Source organism: Fictibacillus nanhaiensis, assembly GCF_023715445.1.
GTDB lineage: Bacteria > Bacillota > Bacilli > Bacillales > Fictibacillaceae > Fictibacillus > Fictibacillus nanhaiensis_D.
The window spans coordinates 1-17,903 of record NZ_JAMBOD010000018.1; the positions used below are offsets into that span (position 1 = coordinate 1).

General features: G+C 39.2%; 18 protein-coding genes. 3 read left to right on the plus strand and 15 right to left on the minus strand.

What is annotated here, in order from left to right; all coding sequences use genetic code 11:
- Positions 1-144: 144 nt before the first annotated feature.
- The 3 genes from M3196_RS20865 to M3196_RS20875 form a co-directional block, all read right to left on the minus strand.
- Entirely contained in the window at positions 145-753 is a 609-nt protein-coding gene (locus M3196_RS20865; RefSeq protein WP_251324230.1) for a TetR/AcrR family transcriptional regulator, read from the minus strand.
- A gap of 51 nt (positions 754-804) precedes the next feature.
- The gene (locus M3196_RS20870) at positions 805-1,722 is read right to left on the minus strand and encodes a GNAT family N-acetyltransferase (protein WP_251324231.1); all 918 of its coding nucleotides are present in this window, start codon (positions 1,720-1,722) and stop codon (positions 805-807) included.
- Positions 1,723-2,022: 300 nt separating this feature from the next.
- Entirely contained in the window at positions 2,023-2,319 is a 297-nt protein-coding gene (locus tag M3196_RS20875) for a hypothetical protein (protein WP_251324232.1), read from the minus strand.
- 113 nt (positions 2,320-2,432) lie between these two features.
- On the opposite strand from M3196_RS20875, the gene M3196_RS20880 reads away from it, so the two are divergent.
- On the plus strand, positions 2,433-4,814 hold the full coding sequence (locus tag M3196_RS20880) for a transglycosylase domain-containing protein (protein ID WP_251324233.1): 2,382 nt from the start codon (positions 2,433-2,435) through the stop codon (positions 4,812-4,814).
- 34 nt (positions 4,815-4,848) lie between these two features.
- On the opposite strand, the gene M3196_RS20885 is transcribed toward M3196_RS20880, so the two are convergent.
- Entirely contained in the window at positions 4,849-5,718 is an 870-nt protein-coding gene (locus tag M3196_RS20885) for a metal-dependent hydrolase (RefSeq protein WP_251324234.1), read from the minus strand.
- A gap of 132 nt (positions 5,719-5,850) precedes the next feature.
- Positions 5,851-6,339: a DinB family protein gene (locus M3196_RS20890; protein WP_251324235.1), complete on the minus strand. Its 489-nt coding sequence runs from the start codon at positions 6,337-6,339 to the stop codon at positions 5,851-5,853.
- A 127-nt stretch (positions 6,340-6,466) separates the two neighbouring features.
- On the opposite strand from M3196_RS20890, the gene M3196_RS20895 reads away from it, so the two are divergent.
- Entirely contained in the window at positions 6,467-6,655 is a 189-nt protein-coding gene (locus tag M3196_RS20895; protein WP_251324236.1) for a YjcZ family sporulation protein, read from the plus strand.
- Positions 6,656-6,697: 42 nt separating this feature from the next.
- Here M3196_RS20895 and M3196_RS20900 read toward each other — a convergent pair whose 3' ends face one another.
- The 6 genes from M3196_RS20900 to M3196_RS20925 form a co-directional block, all read right to left on the minus strand.
- A complete protein-coding gene (locus M3196_RS20900; RefSeq protein WP_251324237.1) occupies positions 6,698-7,696 on the minus strand; it encodes an ABC transporter permease in 999 nt (332 codons plus the stop codon).
- A complete protein-coding gene (locus M3196_RS20905; protein WP_251324238.1) occupies positions 7,693-8,547 on the minus strand; it encodes an ABC transporter permease subunit in 855 nt (284 codons plus the stop codon). Before M3196_RS20905 ends, M3196_RS20900 begins: the two co-directional genes overlap by 4 nt.
- Before the next feature lie 10 nt (positions 8,548-8,557).
- Positions 8,558-9,058, minus strand: coding sequence for a hypothetical protein (locus M3196_RS20910; protein WP_251324239.1), 501 nt, complete (start codon positions 9,056-9,058; stop codon positions 8,558-8,560).
- Positions 9,059-9,295: 237 nt separating this feature from the next.
- Positions 9,296-9,718: a pyridoxamine 5'-phosphate oxidase family protein gene (locus M3196_RS20915; RefSeq protein WP_251324240.1), complete on the minus strand. Its 423-nt coding sequence runs from the start codon at positions 9,716-9,718 to the stop codon at positions 9,296-9,298.
- Positions 9,719-9,828: 110 nt separating this feature from the next.
- Positions 9,829-10,293, minus strand: coding sequence for an SRPBCC family protein (locus M3196_RS20920; protein WP_251324241.1), 465 nt, complete (start codon positions 10,291-10,293; stop codon positions 9,829-9,831).
- On the minus strand, positions 10,287-10,637 hold the full coding sequence (locus M3196_RS20925; RefSeq protein ID WP_251324242.1) for a MerR family transcriptional regulator: 351 nt from the start codon (positions 10,635-10,637) through the stop codon (positions 10,287-10,289). The genes M3196_RS20920 and M3196_RS20925 overlap by 7 nt, the downstream gene beginning before the upstream one ends.
- Positions 10,638-10,802: 165 nt before the next feature.
- Between M3196_RS20925 and M3196_RS20930 the strand changes: the two genes are divergently transcribed.
- Positions 10,803-11,132 (plus strand): DUF962 domain-containing protein, encoded by a 330-nt coding sequence (locus M3196_RS20930; RefSeq protein ID WP_251324243.1) that lies wholly within the window; start codon positions 10,803-10,805, stop codon positions 11,130-11,132.
- Between the two features lie 513 nt (positions 11,133-11,645).
- Here M3196_RS20930 and M3196_RS20935 read toward each other — a convergent pair.
- The 4 genes from M3196_RS20935 to glmS form a co-directional block, all read right to left on the minus strand.
- On the minus strand, positions 11,646-12,743 hold the full coding sequence (locus tag M3196_RS20935; RefSeq protein ID WP_251324244.1) for a Ger(x)C family spore germination protein: 1,098 nt from the start codon (positions 12,741-12,743) through the stop codon (positions 11,646-11,648).
- A complete protein-coding gene (locus M3196_RS20940) occupies positions 12,740-13,837 on the minus strand; it encodes a GerAB/ArcD/ProY family transporter (RefSeq protein ID WP_251324245.1) in 1,098 nt (365 codons plus the stop codon). Before M3196_RS20940 ends, M3196_RS20935 begins: the two co-directional genes overlap by 4 nt.
- A complete protein-coding gene (locus M3196_RS20945; RefSeq protein WP_251324246.1) occupies positions 13,834-15,273 on the minus strand; it encodes a spore germination protein in 1,440 nt (479 codons plus the stop codon). Before M3196_RS20945 ends, M3196_RS20940 begins: the two co-directional genes overlap by 4 nt.
- A 381-nt stretch (positions 15,274-15,654) precedes the next feature.
- Positions 15,655-17,457 (minus strand): glutamine--fructose-6-phosphate transaminase (isomerizing), encoded by a 1,803-nt coding sequence (glmS, locus tag M3196_RS20950; protein WP_251324247.1) that lies wholly within the window; start codon positions 17,455-17,457, stop codon positions 15,655-15,657.
- Positions 17,458-17,903: the final 446 nt, after the last annotated feature.

The following is a 17,903-nucleotide window of genomic DNA, read 5'->3' on the forward strand; positions in this document are numbered from 1 at the left end:
GGTTACTTGGTGACGTCCTTCAGTAGAATGCTTAGATAACATGTATATTTCTCCCCTCAAACATTATCTAATTTAATTCTACAATAAAAAAAGCTTGTAGACATATACTTTGTCTACAAGCTGAGACGCCGCGTGTACGGCGTCTTATCTTTGCACATAATTTAAAAACATTTCTTCAATCGTATCCCAGGCATTCCGATATTGTTCTTCCTCACCTAAGAATGAATAATGCAATACGTTGCCATCACGAACCGCCCAGAAAATCCTTGAAATATTCTGGGGATCGAGTTCCTTTTTAATCTCTCCGGACTCTTGGCCTTCCACAATAATATTTACAATGTAGTCGATAAAGCGATTGTATCTTTCTGCAAGAACCTTTCTTAAATCTTCTTGTCTCGAGCCATAAAGCCAGAATTCTATATATACTCGCATGGACTGCTGATCATCTTCTTTTAACTCTTGCTTTTTAAATCGTTTAAAGAGATTCGCAAGCTTTTCTTTCGCATTTGTAAGGTGTGCATTCTCTCGTTCCATTTCTTCAAAAAACGTATTGGTACGTTTTTTTAGCAGCTGTAAATATATTTCTTCTTTGCTTTCGAAATAGTTATAGATAGCACCTTTGCTGATGTTCGAATCTTTCACGATATCATCAATAATCGTCGCTTGGTACCCTTTTTCACCGAAGCATTTTAAGGCGCTCTCAAGTATGTGGTTTCGTTTCTCTTCTTTATATTGAGCTGAAACTTTAGGCATGATGCTTCCTCCATTTATGACACGTCTTCCATTTCAAGTATAACAAAGTTTTCAGTCTATTTTGGAAAAAGTTTTTGATGCCTGGGTTTCAAGCTCTTTTTTAATCGGACGCTCCATATGAACTTGTTCCACGAACTTAGTAAAACCTGCCTCATTTAATAAGCGGTTTAACGCATTATCCTTTTTAGGGACATTCATCGTTAATCTTCTTACAGCCCCTTCTGCTGGAGCAAAAGCAAAATTGATCAAATTCACTGTTGCTTCTTCCTTTAGATGATATTCAGGGTTAACCCCACACTGATATAGTACAATTCCTGTCAGCTCTCCTGTTTCTTTAAAGCCCTTTTTGTATACTGTATATCCAACGGGCTTTTCATCATCCCAAGCGATTGCACATGAAAAGTCTTTTAAACTTTGAAATTGTGTTTGCCATGCAGTAAGAGGTTCAAAGAATGGCAATGATTTAACCTGTTGCATATCAGTTTGTTTTACCGTGACATTTGAGCCTTGCTCTTTAAGTTCATTGATCTCACCTACATGCTGCATAAATGCAAGTTCTTCAAACGTTTGATAGCCCATCTTTTCATATAGCTTTATTGCCGCTTCGTTTTCTTTGATTGCTTCTAGACGCGCTATATCTACATTCTGCTCTTCATAAATATCCAGGCAGACAGATATTAATTTTTTTCCGATGCCCATTCCTCTAAAATCAGGTGCGACCGCTGTGCCGCCGTTCCATACATATTGTTTGCCATTAATCGTTCTAAAACTGTTCAGTACAAATCCCGCCAGCTTACCTTCGTAAACAGCTACAACCGAATTTTCCAAAGAGATTCCCTCTCCTGTTACTTTTTGTAAGAAACGGTTAAGGTCCATCGTCATATCAGAAAAGTAGTGTTTCCAAGATTCATTCCATAATGATATAGCTTCGTTAAAAGATAACTCACTAAAACGTTTAATGACTAGCACAAGCTTCACTCCTTGAATTTAATTTTAAAACGACTGGTCGTTTTATTTAATTTTATTTTATTAAAAGCAACGATGCATGACTATTAAAATCGTTCGACAAAAACTTAATTACCGCGTCTAGACTCTATTCTTAATAATCCCACGTTAACTAGATTAATTCCTTTCTTAATTTGATTTTTTCCTGGCTTAGTTTGAATAATCCCACGTTAATTGGTATATAACCACGAGTCGACACTTTTAGACTTTTTTTGATACCTTTGCCCTCAAAATCCACAAAAAAACCTAAGCAGCAAGCTTAGGTCATTTTTCTTCTAATAAAATTTTAAAGTGCTCATAATATTCATCCAGTTTCCTGTCTTCTTGCTGTATGAACTCAATTCTTTGATCATCGGTTGATCGTTCCATTGCTTTTTCACCGAACTCACACAGATCATCCAAAACACCAGATGTCTTTTCTCCAACTTCTACATCTTCTTTTAACAGCTGGCACAATTCAGTTAAACGGTTTAACTCATTTTCACTTGCGCTCTTTTTTTGATGGATTTGCCCAAGCATAGAATAAATAAGCTCAGCTCGTTCTTTTGTCTGCGGTTTCATGAGATCACTCCTCTATTTATTATCATTTTTCCCCATCATTCATTTCATAAACTGTTTTATTTAGGAAGAGAATGGGTAAATCAAGGATAGTATCCAAAGAAAGGAAGAGTGCTGTGGCAAAACGAATAGAGCTCCGCCAGAAAAAGAAACGGTCACGATGGATCCGGCGAACAGCAATTATTACTCTATTATTCTTCTTGTCCAGTGTTACGTTTGGAGGCGCAATGATATTTGCGTATGTAAATGGGACTCCGAAACTGACCGAAGAGGCATTAAATGATCCGCAATCGTCAATGATTTATGATATGAACGATGAATTTGTTACTTATGTTACAAGCAGCGAACGGAGAGAATACGCTAAGATCGAGAATATTCCCGAGCTTGTACAGCAAGCCTTTATATCCACAGAGGATACCCGTTTCAAAGAACACATGGGTGTAGATGTAAAACGTATATTTGGAGCAGCTTTGGCAAATCTTCAAGATGGTTTTGGTGCTGAAGGAGCGAGTACCATTACTCAGCAAGTCGTTAAAAACAGTGTGCTTTCATCTGATAAAACGATCAAACGGAAAGTCCAAGAAGCTTATCTCGCTATACAATTAGAACAAAAATACACCAAAGACGAAATTTTAGAGATGTATTTAAATAAAATCTATTTTGGCGGAGGAGCTTATGGAGTAGCAACAGCTTCCAAGACTTATTTTAACAAGCCACTAGAGGATTTGACTCCTGCTGAAGCTGCATTATTAGCAGGTCTTCCTCAAAGACCGAGTGGGTATGACCCTTTCCTTCATCCAAAAGCAGCTGAAGAGAGACGTAACACAGTTTTAGAGCTCATGTATAAAAATGGTGCGATTACAAAAGAGCAGAAAGAGAAAGCAGTTAAGACTTCAGTAAAAGACTCACTTGTTAAGGAAAAAGCAAAGCAGCTAAAATATGAATCTTTCATCCAGCAAGTGATCAAAGAACTAAAAGAAAAAGGCATCTCAGAACGTACTATTTATGAAGGCGGTTTAAAGATCTACACGACTCTGGACCCTAAAGCACAGGCACATACCGAAAAAGTTCTGTCCACAGATGAGCATGTAAAGTATCCTAATGAAAAGTTTAAAGCGGGTGTAGCGCTGCTCGATACAAAATCAGGCGTCGTTCGTGCTTTGGGCGGAAACAGAACGAGCGGTGAGGAAAACATCGCAAAAGGATTTAATTATGCGACCGACACACAAAGGCAGCCAGGCTCAACGATTAAACCAATCCTTGATTACGGTCCAGCTATTGAACATTTAAAATGGTCCACTTATAAACAAATAAAAGATGAGGAATTAAAAATTGGCGATTGGGAAGCAAGCAACTGGGATGATGAATTCCATGGAGACGTATCTTTGCGGGAAGCACTCGTTATGTCTTACAACATTCCTGCTATAAAAACGTTTATGGAAGTTGGATCAGAAGATGCCGTTAAGTTTGCGAATAACCTCGGTATCCCGATTAAGACTGCTCATCCTGCTTATGCAATCGGCGGATTCAAGCATGGTCCTTCACCGCTTGAACTTGCAGGAGCATACACAGCCTTTGGTAATAAAGGTGTTTATCATAAACCCACAACTTTACGTAAAGTTAAGTTTTCTGATGGCTATGAGAAAAAATTTGAATCAAAGCCCGTTGCAGCGATGCATGATTACACAGCATATATGATTACAGATATGCTGAAAGACGTTGTGAAACGAGGTACTGGAACATTAGCTGCTATTCCTGGTTTAGAAGTAGCCGGCAAAACCGGCACAACGAACATGCCTGAAGGATTGGATATTGAAAAAGGATCCAGCGATTCATGGTTTGCAGGATATACAACAAATTACACAGCAGCTGTATGGACGGGGTATGACAAGACGAACGCCGAACATTATTTAACCCCCGAGGACCAAAAGATTGCTAAATATATCTTCAAATCAATCGTTTCTGAGGCTTCCAAAGATAAGAAAACTGCCGGCTTTGAAAAACCAAAATCCGTGGAAGAAATCTATATTAATAAAGATACTGGCTATATCACAAAAGATAAGAATGGTCCCAACACTATTAGAGAGCTCATTGTAAAAGGAACTTCTAAAAAAGATCTTTTAGCTCCGGTAAAAGAAAAGAAAGCTCCAGAGAAAAAAGAATCGAAAAACAATGAAGACAAAGAAAGAGAAAAGAAAAAGGAAGAAGAGTCTAAGCAAAAAGAAGAAGATAAAAGAAAAGAAGACGATGAAGAGAATACAGATCCTCCTCCAACTGAACCAAAAGGAGATGATGAGGCTGACCCTCCACCACCTCAGGATGACGAACCGGATGACCCCGGAACAGATCCTGAACCAGAGGATCCACCAACAGAACCTGAAGATCCAGAAGAACCTGAGCCTGAACCAGACACACCTACGACTGATCCGCCAGCAGAAGGTGATGGCACTACAGAGACTAACGCGACAACAACAGACACTGAATCAGAAACGAATTAATAATTACAAAAAAGTAACCCATGAATACTCCGGGTTACTTTTTTATGAACTCATATAAGAATGATTCTCCATTACGATAAAACCTTGGATCATAAATTCCTAGCTTATCATCTTCTTCAACTACAACAACAAAAGGAGACCAATCATGAAGTGTTTTTGCACGCGGATTCTCTTCAAAAAGCGGTGCAAGATCTGCTTCATCCTTCGAGATTAAACGATGCTCTAATTCAGGTTTTAAAAATATGCTGTCTTTTACAATTTCCACTTCATTTCCTTCTTTTCCGATCACCTGAAATTGGGTAGGAACAAACCCAGCAGCAAGTGCTACATCTTCATATTTTTCTTTAGCATCACTATAAATGACGTATCCTTGAACAGATTGTATCGCAACATGAGCTATCATCAAAAGCCATACCACTCTGAATACCTTATATCTTTCACTGGCATCTTTTTTTCGAGAAATAATGAATCCAGCAAGCATCAGAAACCAAAACACAAAATCGACAATCGGAATCGTACCGAATGTTACTCGGTAGCTGGAGAAAGGTTCAATATATCCGGTCCCCCACGTATTAAAAAGATCGCTCGTATCATGTATGAATACAGCAAGAAGTGTCCAATAAAAAATACGCCTGTCTTTCACTTTAAATAATAGACGGCTAACGTAATGTAACAAAATACTCCAGAATGGTATCAGAAAGAACGAGTGCGTTAGACCTCTATGCCACATTTGCTGCATAATTCGTCCTGTTTCGGACAGGTTGACGACCACATCAATATCAGGAATTTGACTGCCTACCACCGTTGTAAATAACAGAGCTCTTTTATGTGCCTTGTTCATATTTGATTTATTTGCCGCACCATAAAGGGTTAATCCAAATAAAGTATGTGTAATTGTATCCATGTGCCCTCTTTGTTTCGTTTTACTTATATGGTAACGAAAAAAAGGGCTTCTGTCTTAATAAAAGCTCTTTTTATACTTTCGATTATTTCCTAAAATAATTTCCGGGGAAATTCGACTTTATTTCCTATCGTTCTACACTTCCTGTTTTAAAACGTCAATTCCTTTGATCGCAAGGAATTCTTCAATTTGGGCTCTATGATGTTCATCATGCTCTACCAGCCCACTAATATATTCACATAACGTAATCATTTTTGAGCCCATTTCAATCTTTTCCTGCCAAACAGAACTCGGGACTTCTCCTAGCCGTTTTGCAACTACCTGGCGGCATTCAATCACTTCATCTAGAAGCTGGTTTTTTGATATGCCTGACCTTGCTTCATTTGCAGCATTGCTGTTTATTTCTGGTACGTTTACATTTTTTGCCGGAATTTGAGATCCGCTTACAAAACAGGCAACTCTCTCATCCCAAACAAATACATCCCATGCTTTAATATGGGCAATGATTTCACCTACTGACCATTTTCCATCTTTAATAGGTTCCAGCCAATATTCCTCTGGTATTTGTTTAAGCTGCTGAAGCCAATTCGTAAAATTTTTATACTGGGTTAGCACTTCACTCATGGGTTGTCCTCCTTTAATATCAAAACTTTTTTGATTTTAATTAGGGTTTTGCCCCTGTCACTCCTTCTCCTGGGACATACACTATAGATGAAAGCACAAGGCACAAGAAAGAAGGAGGACCTACAGCATGTTTGGAAAGAGACAACAACAACGTAACTGGGGCTACCCAGGCGGTTATGGTTACGGCAGTTGCTCCCCATGCGGCTATGGCGGTTATGGCGGCTATGGCGGCTATGGATACGGTGGCGGCGGAGTGTTTGCTTTGATTGTAGTGCTTTTTATCCTTCTCATCATCATCGGTGCGACGTTGAGATAAAAACAGCCAAAAGGCGAGAGTTTTAGCTCTTGCCTTTTTGTTTTATCCTATTTTCCGCTCTGTTAAAAAAACAAAGGATTGATCTTTTGAAACAGATTTCTCTTTAACTTTTTCTCTCTTCTTCATTTTTTTCCTGCCTGGCAATTGATCACCGGCTCGCTTAATTCCTTCAGCCATAAAGTTAAACGCCATGATGACTGCCGCAAAACTTAACACCGGAAAAAATACGAGCCATGGGGCCAGTCTTAACTGATAATAATAGCCCCCTAACAACCCTGACCATTCGTTTGAAACGGAAACGGGTATCGTAAATTCTATTCCATATTCACGATAGATTGTTCCGCCAAAGAAAATTCCTAATATGCCAAGGTGAGCAAGCAACAGCAACACGGCAATGACTTGCTGGACATACATAAGAACGAGCCGTGGCCATAAATGTGGCATGACGTGTTTAAACAAAATACGAAACCTGCTTCCCCCCATTAACTTGGCACTCGTAATAAATTCGTTGCTCTGAATCAAATTAATTTCTTCTTTTATAAGTATCGCCGTATTAGGAACGGCAATTAGAACGATCAGCATGATCTGAAAAAAGGCTTTTTCCCAAAAGGTGATTTGGTCTATTGCGATAATAGGTCCAACTATAAAAAGGATTAAGAGAGCCGACGGTATATAATAGAAAGATTGTCCTAATCCTTTAATAACCGGAAGAACTTTTCCCGCGCTTAATAAGAGGACGCCTCCAAAAAAGGATAGAAATATTCTTAGTAAACTAGCAGCAAATGCAATTCCTAGTGTATATTTTGCACCTGAGATAATTTGATAGAACAGATCTGCACCCATTCGGTCACTGCCAAACCAATATTCACTGGAAGGTTCAAATGGCGCCTTATCAATCGGTGTGATTCCATCATAAATAATCTGGTTTTCATAGATTTCATTATTCATCACAAAATGGTGATATAAGCTAAAACTAAGCAACGCAAAGACAAATAGAAATCCTATTAAAAAAAATGGTCCCTTCCATATCGCTTTTATCATTTTTCACCTACCCACTTATACGTAAAAATTCTGAGTGCTGTGAAAAATAAAAACATAGGTACAAATAACATAAGCATTGAGATAGTAAAAATAGCAGGGTTACCCATTTCTCTTACCAGTGTTGTAACTCCATATATATTAAACAAGAATTCAACCATTAGTAGATTTGAAAGCATAAACCAAAGAATATTACGTGATTGATGGAAGACACTAAGCAGCGTATTGGGCAATACATGCCGCCAGAGTATACGGAATGAACCCATCCCTTTGCTTTTAGCCGTATCGATATATTGCTTTCCGTATTCTTCTTCCATATTGAGGAGCAGTATTCTTAAGATAAGAAGTGTGGGCAATACCGTTAAACAAAAGATCGGTACAAAATAGGTCTTTTGATCATATAAAGACACAATCTGAAATAAAAGGATATTCGTCTCCTTGAAAAACCAAATAATAAAAAACTGCATACTGATTGCGATAAGAACATCAGGAATGGATTCAAACATAAAGGAAAAGACACGGATCTTATCCTTAAGTCGGGATGGAAGCATAAAAATGAGAATAGCGAAAATAAGTGCCAGTATCAGAGCCATAAAAAACGCTGAAAATAAAATGGTAAGAGAATAACTAAATATATCCCACATACTTGGAAAGAGAGGATATTTTCCACTCGTTGTAAAATACATGATTTCAGCTGGCTTCATCATCGACTTGAATAATTCTCCGATCCCATCCACATAACTGCCCGTATTAAACGACATCCCCGTGAACATGAACGGAACAGACCCTAAAAGAATAATTCCAATAACAGATAGAATGAAAGAGAATAAACTATCTTTTAAAATGTACGGCATAACATCCCCCCTAATTCTTTTTTTGATTTTTGTATTCTACTTTTGCTAGATTGTATTCTCTTACACCAAATGGAATTACCAAAAGAGTACTAGGTTCCACTTTGCATCCATCTACCATTAAATTTCTATGAGTATCAATTATACTTGTACATTCAATCTCGCCTGTTGGCATCGTATATGTCTTATTTTTATTTTTAAAAGTAGTTTTATCTTTATTAATAAAGTGTAATTCGCTTGTGGTCGATTCTCCATTTTTAGAAAATACAGTTATTTGCAATTTACTTTCTTTATTTGCTTCTACGTCTTCTAAAAAAGCAATCAGGGGTACTAGGTGTTCTGCTTTTGTTGCGCCTGTCATTACTTCATTTTCTTTTTCAGACAGATTCTGTATAACCACATGATTCTTTTCAATTGCATCTTTCACAGTAAACTTCGGCTCTTTCTCTATTTCTTTTTCAGAGCACCCGATTAAAAGAGCTAGCAGCCCCATCACCGTCCATATCTTTTTCATATAAATCCCCCTTTAATTCTAGAATGTTCTGTCTATTTATTTTACCATTAATTTTACATTTATAGGAAATATACACATGTCCTCTATTTAGACGAACAAAGGCCCCTCTTTTATTCAAAAAGAGAGGCTTTTGTTTATACTTTAAGAAATGATAGCTTGTTAACTAATTGTTAAACGACTAAAGTCAAACAAGTTCAACTAAGGCTGACAGATAAAACGGCGTCAGTCAAGTTTCCTTTAAAATTCTAAAGTTAGGGGTGAATTTTCTTCACTGTTCATTAATCGAATTAAATTTGGGCTGATTTTCAGCAGGATGTAGTTAGGGTCATTTGGTCCATCAAAATAATGAGACATCTGTTCCGACCAAAACTTCTCCTTCAACCCCTTATCATCCTGGATGGTTGCCGTTCCTTCGACTTCAAGATAAGGATCACCATAACCTTCTCCGTCATAACCGACTAATAGATGCACATTAGGATTTTCCTGAATTTCTTCTGCTTTATGAGTCTCGATACTGGTTGGCGTGTAGAAGGTTAAATCATCATGATAAAACGTCATATATCTGGAATGTGGCTTATCTTGCTTTACACTCGCAAGTACTCCCGTTTGCCGTTTTTCCAATACGTTCAATATTTCCTGCTTCAACTGCTCTTTATCCATTTCATCCACTCCTTAAATTTCTGGCTTTTAAGACACTACCTTTTAGGATGGAAAATGAAACATTATGTTATGCCTGATTGATAATAAAGAAGCAGTTTGGCGAGGGATTTTTATACAGAAGTGGATTCTTTCATCGCTTCCTCTTCTACTTTATCCATAAAGTCTTGTATCACTTTATTATTATTTTTATCACCAGCGATCTTAAGCATGACTTTTCCTAAAAAGTTTATACCTTTATTATGTCCGGTGTAAGTTAATCGTGTACTCGTTTCATCTATTTTTATTAATGTAAAAGCTGTTTCAATTTCAAAGGCTTTTCCTAATGTAAAGCCTATTCGCAAGTGTTTTTTTGATTCAGTGTTCTCATAACCAAGTGTTTCTACAATGTAGGTTTCCACTCGTCGTCCCTCTTTGTAAGATTGACGATACGTGGAACCCACAATGCCTTCTTTCTTTTCAATAGGCGTATGTTCTACAACATTTGGCATGATGCGCTGCAGGTTTTCATCAGAAAAGAGTTCCCATACTTTTTCAATATTTACCGAGATTACCTTCTCTTCATTCCATGTTAACATCTTTCATCCTCCTCATTTCCCCATTTTAAGAACTGGTCAATTTCATCTATCGTGCTGTTTAATTCCCCTATTTTTTTCTGAATGTCCCTCTTTTTTTGATTAAGGATGTTCTCCAGATTCTCGAAGGATTCATCTTCAATAACGGTGATCATCTCTTGAATCGTAAAGTTGAATTTTCGCAAACTCACCAGGATCATTGCGATTAAATAGGATCCATTATCGTAATACCGGTAATTATTCTTTGGATCAATGTAAGCTGGTTCAAGCAATTCCACCTCTGCATAATATCTTAATGTTTCCTTGCTTAATCCTGTCATTTTTGAAAACTCACTAACTCTGTACATCGTTTATTCCACCACCTGCAAATCCATCATAAACCGTGTTGTGCACCACAGAGTCAAACCTTTTTTCACATTATTTATAGTCTTCCTCAAAAAGTCGATTTTCCCTTTATGAAAAAGGAATCCGTACGGAATAAGAGAATATAAACCACTAAAGGGAGGTGTTACATGGAATTTAAGAATTACGAAGAATTTTGGCCATTCTATCTTTCGCAGCATAGCAAACCATCTACGAGAGCGTGGCACTTTGTTGGTACTTCATTTGTCTTTATCTTTATTATACTTGCGATTTGGAAAAGCCTTTGGTTTCTCTTATTAGCTCCAATCGTAGCTTATGGCATTGCCTGGTTCAGTCACTTTTTTATTGAAGGAAATAAACCCGCAACTTTTGGTCATCCGTTTTGGTCACTCCGGGCCGATTTCCGTATGTACCGGATGATATTGTTTGGTCAGCTTAGTAATGAGTTAAGTAAACAGTCGATAGATAAAAGTTTGTAAACAAAAAAACCTGTATCATGTTAAGCCTAAAAAAAGTTGTATCCTACTGACATTAAAATTACTTTTATGCAGGTTCTAAAATTAGAACGATGTAAAAAAAGTTATGTTCTTTAATTGTAATTTATGGTAACTGTTTTTGTAGCTTTCAAAAAAGAAAGTTGTATACGGGGTGATGTTACAAAGAACTAATGTTCAATATCCTTTTATTGAATTCCTTTTGGCCTAGTTCTTCGTCAAGATGATTGGTTGTCTCAACCATCACATCGATCACATTAACCAAAATATCAGTTATGATCTTGAAGTAGGTGGTCACTTCTTAACCAAGTTAATATTATATATAAATATGAAAACGCAAAGGACTTTTAAAGTTTCCTTTGCGTTTTTTCTTTACTATTATTGTTATTCAGCAAACGCACCCGTTTGTTGAACAAGCGATATGCAAATTAATCAGGCTTAATTATCAAAAATAAAAATGCAATGGACGCGTTCTCCAATTGAGTTCGCGCCCATTAACTATTCGGCATCCGAGTTTAGGATTTGCACCTCGAAATTCGGTTCAATCGATAATCGTGGATAGTCTTTGCGCCAATTCAAAGACTTCCATATGTTTGGATGGTATGCCTTTAATTGTTTTCCAATGCCAAGAACATCACAATTCGCTTTTTGCAAAGTCTTGATCGTTTCTACTGCCTTTTCTTCCAGATGTTTGCTCAGTTCTTTTTCCATTCTATTAACGTAATCAGGCTTAAGTGTATAGGAATCCTCTCCAAGTTGGAATACATTAATTTTTAATCGGACTCCTATGTTTACTTTCGGTAATTGGCTCGGTACTTGGGAGATAGTAATCCTTGAATTCCCCCTTTTTACGGAAAACCCGTAATCGGTGTCGTTTGACAAATTCCCGGTATATTTTTGTCTTCCGTTGTACTTCCCTAACATCATCATCAACATTCGAACTTGTTCTATGTCGATTTCTGCCCCCGTATTCTTTCCTTGACGGAATAATAGGGCACCGGTTAATTCCATTCCCGAATCAAATGGCTTCAACAGGGGCAGTGCTATATCTTCTATTGGTTCTTTTTGAGAGAGAATAAAATCCATCATGGAAACGTTGGTCATGATTCCATTCTTTTCTATAGACAAAATAAACTCGTTCAAATTTTTCGTAAACTCTTTTTTTGGACTTGAATCAGTTTTCAAAAACTTAGACATGCTCCCATCGAGGATGACTACTGGGGTGTTGATCGACGCATAGGGGGCGTGTAGTAAAAAAGCAAGCTTTCCAACTGGATCATGGGAAGCGAACCTTTTGCTTAACAAATAGATTCTCGTGTTAACCCCTAAGAAAGGAGCTTGATCGATGTATTCTCCTTGTCCAATAGCTTGGACCAAACTAGGTCCTTTGAGCTTCGTTATCTCCGAATTAGGCTCCCCTTCTCCTTGTCCAGCAGATTTAAGCTTCGTAACGACAAAATGAAGCTCGACGTCCTCGCTCTCCTTGTCCAGGTCAAAACCGGCGATGTCAACCAATTTAAGATCGCGTAGCGGCAAGCGATCCCAACAACCTGTCAAGAGCAGCAACAACAAAATTCCAATTCCTGCTTTTTTCATCGTCCCGCCACCTTTCCCCGTGCCATAGAAACCAGAAAAAGAATTATCGGCAAAATGCCAGTGAAAATCACAGTAGCTTTATTATGATAGTTGGCAAATTGGTACATCCATTGCCGGTCTGAGACCCAAACTCCGACCGAGAAGCAAACGATCCCTATAATCCATACCAAAAGAGTATGGTTTTTTCTTTCTTCACCTCCAACCAACGCCAGATAACGAGCGGATAAAAACAAATAAACATAAACCGTTACCGTTGTCACTGACAGCCAAATGGTCATAAATAGAATATCGAGGCTTTGTACGACTGGCCAATTGAATTTACGAAGTAGGAACACCATCGGCTCGGGAATTGAATTCAATTGGCTTTCGCTATAGTTGTACGTCACAATGAACGAAATCAACAAGTAAAAAAAGGTCGTAAATCCATTGGCGAGCGACATTGTAATCAAGATATCCTTCTTCTTACGGTGTTTTACAAATGGAAAAACGTACAGGAGAAGCTCATATCCTGCGTACGCCCAAAAGGCAGGGAGGGTATCCTTTAAAATCGATCCCAAACCGTGAGTGCCGACCGGCAGAAAATGACGCCAGTCACCTTTTCCCATTCCACTAATAAATATGATGATAAAGCAAATTAGAAACAAGACCATAATCGTCTGTGTGATTGTAGCCATAGACCGGAGGGTAGATGAAGCAATATATACTCCGATAATGAGCGATACTCCAATTAACACGAACCAGGGAGTTTCGAATAAGACCCATCGGTTGATGACATCGGAATAAGAGACAGCGACCATCAGACTAGATTCAGCGAAATACACGGCAAACAGGAAGTTAAGGACGGATCCTAACGGCTTTCCAGCAATCGCAGATATGTAATGAGGCAAAGGACGATCAGGATATTTCTTTCCGAGTTGATAGATAATGATGATGACCGCTTGAACAATCACTCCCCCTATAAATACGGACATCCACGAGTCATAGCCAGAGTGGCGAGATTCTTCGAATGGGATCGTTAAAACGTGAACGCCGACTTGAGTCAGAATAACGAGGCAAAAAAGCTGATTAAGCGAAATTTTTTCCAGGTGTATCATTCAGCTGACCCCCTTGAACCTCTTATTCTAGTCTCGTCTTGGGCCATGCTTTCCTTCGGGCGTTTTTTCAAGTTTCTGATTGGTCCTCTGAATAGCGTATCCTTGACCGTATCGCGGCTTATCATCGAGTAAAAATACGGAATGCCCATCGTGTTCTTCCGGGCTAAATGCGACAGCACCAAAAGAAATGAAAGCAACATCCCGATAAGCCCGAAGATAGATGCCATGATGATAAACGGAATCGTCAATAATCGGGCAGCACTACTCATTTCATAAGAAGGAATAATAAAAGAAGCAATACCGGTAAGCGCGACTACGATGACCATCATATTTGAGATTAGATTGGACTCAACGACGACAGTACCGATAACGATACCGCCGACGACACCGATCGTCTGGCCGATGGGGCTTGCGAGACGGACAGTTGCCTCTCTCAAGATTTCTAATATGACCAGCATCGTTATCGCTTCGAGTACAGGTGGCATTGCAATGTATTGCATAGAGCTTTGCAGCGTCAGGGCGATTTCGAATGGGACAAGACGCGGATCGAAGGTGACAAGGGCCACGTATGCGCCTGGCAAGCTTATCGCGATAAGAAAGCAAACGATCCGAAGAAACCTTAAGGCGCTGCCGAACAGCCAGCCGACTTGGTAATCGTCTGGGCTTTGGAAGAACGCCCAGAATGAAACCGGAACGATCAGGGAATCTGGTGAACCATCGGTCAAAATCGCGATTTTCCCATCCATCAGGTAAGATCTCACCCGGTCAGGTCTTTCTGTTACGAGTATTTTTGGAAATAGCGAGAATTTTTTATCTTCGATTAACTCCTGGAGAAAACCGGGCGCTTCTACGTAATCGATGTCGATGTTCGTAATCCTGTAATCAAACTCCTTTAAGACTTCTTCGTTAGCAAGAGAACGCAGGTAAAGTACGGCGATTTTTGTATTTGACCTGCGGCCAAGCATATAGAACTTTACCACAAGATCTGGCGTTTTGGTCAGCTTACGCATCAAATTGAGATTCGTATTCAGGTTTTCAACTAGTGCTTCGTTGGAACCGCGCAACACACGTTCGTTGACTGGGATGTTTACCGAGCGTTCTTTTTTAAGCTCGGTTCCAAGCAGATAGAGATTCGCTTCCCCTTTGATTTGAAGCACCGTCTTTCCTTCAACTAGGGCTTTAGCCGCAACCGAAAGAAGATCCGTCTCATCGTATTCCAGAATGGACACAGCTTCCCGTACGCTGACGTCCTTACTAATAAGCAAAGGGCGAATAATATGCTCTTGTACCATATCAAGCTCGATCATTGTGTCCAAATAAAATAGCCGATAGCGTCGATCACCGGCCACGAAATCACTCGATTTGAAGTCTGAGCTATGGAATAACATTCCTTGCAGTGACTTCTCGTTATTGTCTAGAGATCGGTCGGCTTTCATTTAAGATTCCTCTTTTCTTCAAAGGAAAGTTTATCCTATTTTCCCCCCAATTTCTTTTCCTATTCCGTTTTGAAACTAATATACCAATGGAGAGAAAAGTGATTTCTTCACGCATTCGCTACAAATATCCATTTGTTTTCCAGGAGTGGAGTGTTCCTCAACAATATGGCCCGTTTGTGGAATAAGAAGCAACATTTTTTAACCACAATAAAACCCCACTCTTCTAATGAGTGGGGTTTACTACATTTAGTTCACACCTGAGTTGTATAGTGCACGCTCAAGTTGTATAGTTCACACTGAAGTTGTTCAGTTCACGTTCGAGTTGTATGGCAACAACAACTTTATTTTATTTATTCAATCGCTACAGGTTTTTTCTGATTTCTATTCTACTGTTACTGACTTCGCAAGGTTACGCGGCTTATCTACGTCACAGTCGCGGTGCAGCGCTGCGTAGTAAGAGATCAGCTGCATTGGAAGTACAGATACAAGCGGAGTCAAGTACGGGTGGATCTTTGGAAGTACGATGCGATCGTCTTCTTCTTGCAGTCCATCCATAGAGATTACGCATGTGTATGCACCGCGTGCCGCTACTTCTTTCACGTTACCGCGGATGCTTAAGTTAACGTGCTCTTGTGTTGCAAGAGCAATAACTGGTGTACCTTCTTCGATTAACGCAATCGTACCGTGCTTAAGCTCTCCACCAGCAAATCCTTCTGCCTGGATGTAAGAGATTTCTTTAAGCTTAAGTGCAGCTTCTAAACATACATAGAAGTCAGCAGCACGGCCGATGAAGAAAGCGTTTCGAGTTACTGTTAAGAACTCGCGAGCAATGTGCTCCATCTCTTCTTTTTGGTCACACAATACTTCCATAGCGTTTGCTACAATCGCAAGCTCTTGAAGCGGGTTGAAATCAAGCTCAATGCCTTTAGCACGAGCAGAATCAACGGCTAAGATAGCAAGAACAGCGATTTGTGCAGTATATGCTTTTGTAGATGCAACAGCGATCTCAGGACCTGCATATAAGTTAAGCGTGTAGTCTGCCTCACGAGAAAGTGTTGATCCAGGTACATTCGTAATGGTTAATGCTTTGTGGCCTAGCTTCTTGATCTCAACAAGCACGGCACGGCTGTCTGCAGTCTCACCGGATTGTGAGATAAAGATGAACAATGGCTTTTCAGATAAAAGCGGCATGTTGTAAACAAATTCACTCGCGATGTGTGATTCAACTGGAATGTTCGCGATGTTTTCGATCAATTGCTTACCAACAAGACCAGCATGGTAGCTCGTTCCGCATGCGATGATATACACACGGTCTGCTTCTTTCATTGCAGCACGGATATCATCATCAAGCTTAAGGTCGCCATTTTCGTTTTGATATTGATTAATGATGTTACGCATTACGAAAGGCTGCTCATCAATTTCTTTTAACATGAAATGAGGGTACGTGCCTTTTTCAATGTCGCTTGCATCAAGTTCAGCTGTGTAAGGTGCACGTTCAACAACTTCTCCATCAAGAGTCTTGATCGTATAGCTGTCACGAGTCACGATTACGATTTCTTTATCCATTAATTCAACGTATTGGTCAGTTTGAGATAGCATAGCCATTGCATCACTAGCAATAACGTTGAAGCCTTCACCTTTACCTACCAATAACGGACTTTTGTTTTTACCAACATAGATGGTTTCAGGGTTTTCGTTGTCGATTAAACCGATCGCATAAGAACCTTTAAGTTCAGACAATGTACGGCGGAATGCTTCTTCCACTTCCATTCCTTCCTTAACAAAGTGTTCTACTAATTGAACGATTACTTCTGTATCTGTTTCAGATAAAAACTCAACACCTGAAATGTATTGTTTCTTCACCTGTTCATAGTTCTCGATTACACCATTGTGTACAAGTGTAAAGCGTTCTGTTGAACTTTGGTGTGGGTGGGAATTAACTTTGCTTGGAACTCCGTGTGTTGCCCAGCGTGTGTGACCGATCCCAACTGATGCTTCTACACCAAGATCAACACTTTCACGCAAGTTGGCAATGCGTCCTTTTTCTTTGAACACGTGAACTCCATCTTCGTTTAATACAGCGATTCCTGCTGAGTCATATCCGCGGTACTCTAATTTTTCAAGACCACGCAATAAGATTTCTTTTGCATCATTATTTCCAATATAACCTACGATTCCACACATAAATAAACGTCCTCCTTAAGCCATCACACTCTGCTGACGGCTTACATAAGAGGGGCCGTGAGCGGGGCTCACAACCCCACCTATGTTTTCTATTTTTATTTTGGTTTCACTTGCTTTCGTCTTTGTACAGGAAGTCACCTTGCCTGGTTTGAACAAAAGCTTACGGAAGTGAATGTTCCGAGAGGTACCCGCCGAAACTATCGATAAACCTCTTCCTCGTCAACTGCTTATTTCTGTTCAGCAGTTCAGGCGCTTTTTAAATGAATGATTAACTGAAAACTCCTTCCTTTTTATTAAAGTAAACAAAAATAATCATACACGGGTTTTTCAAAACCGTCAATTATTATTATTTCCCGAATGAATTAAAACTTGAAACCTAATGTTCCATAATAAAAAAATATGCATAAGCAGCCCTTTGTGTGAGCCGCATATGCATATGTTTCGTG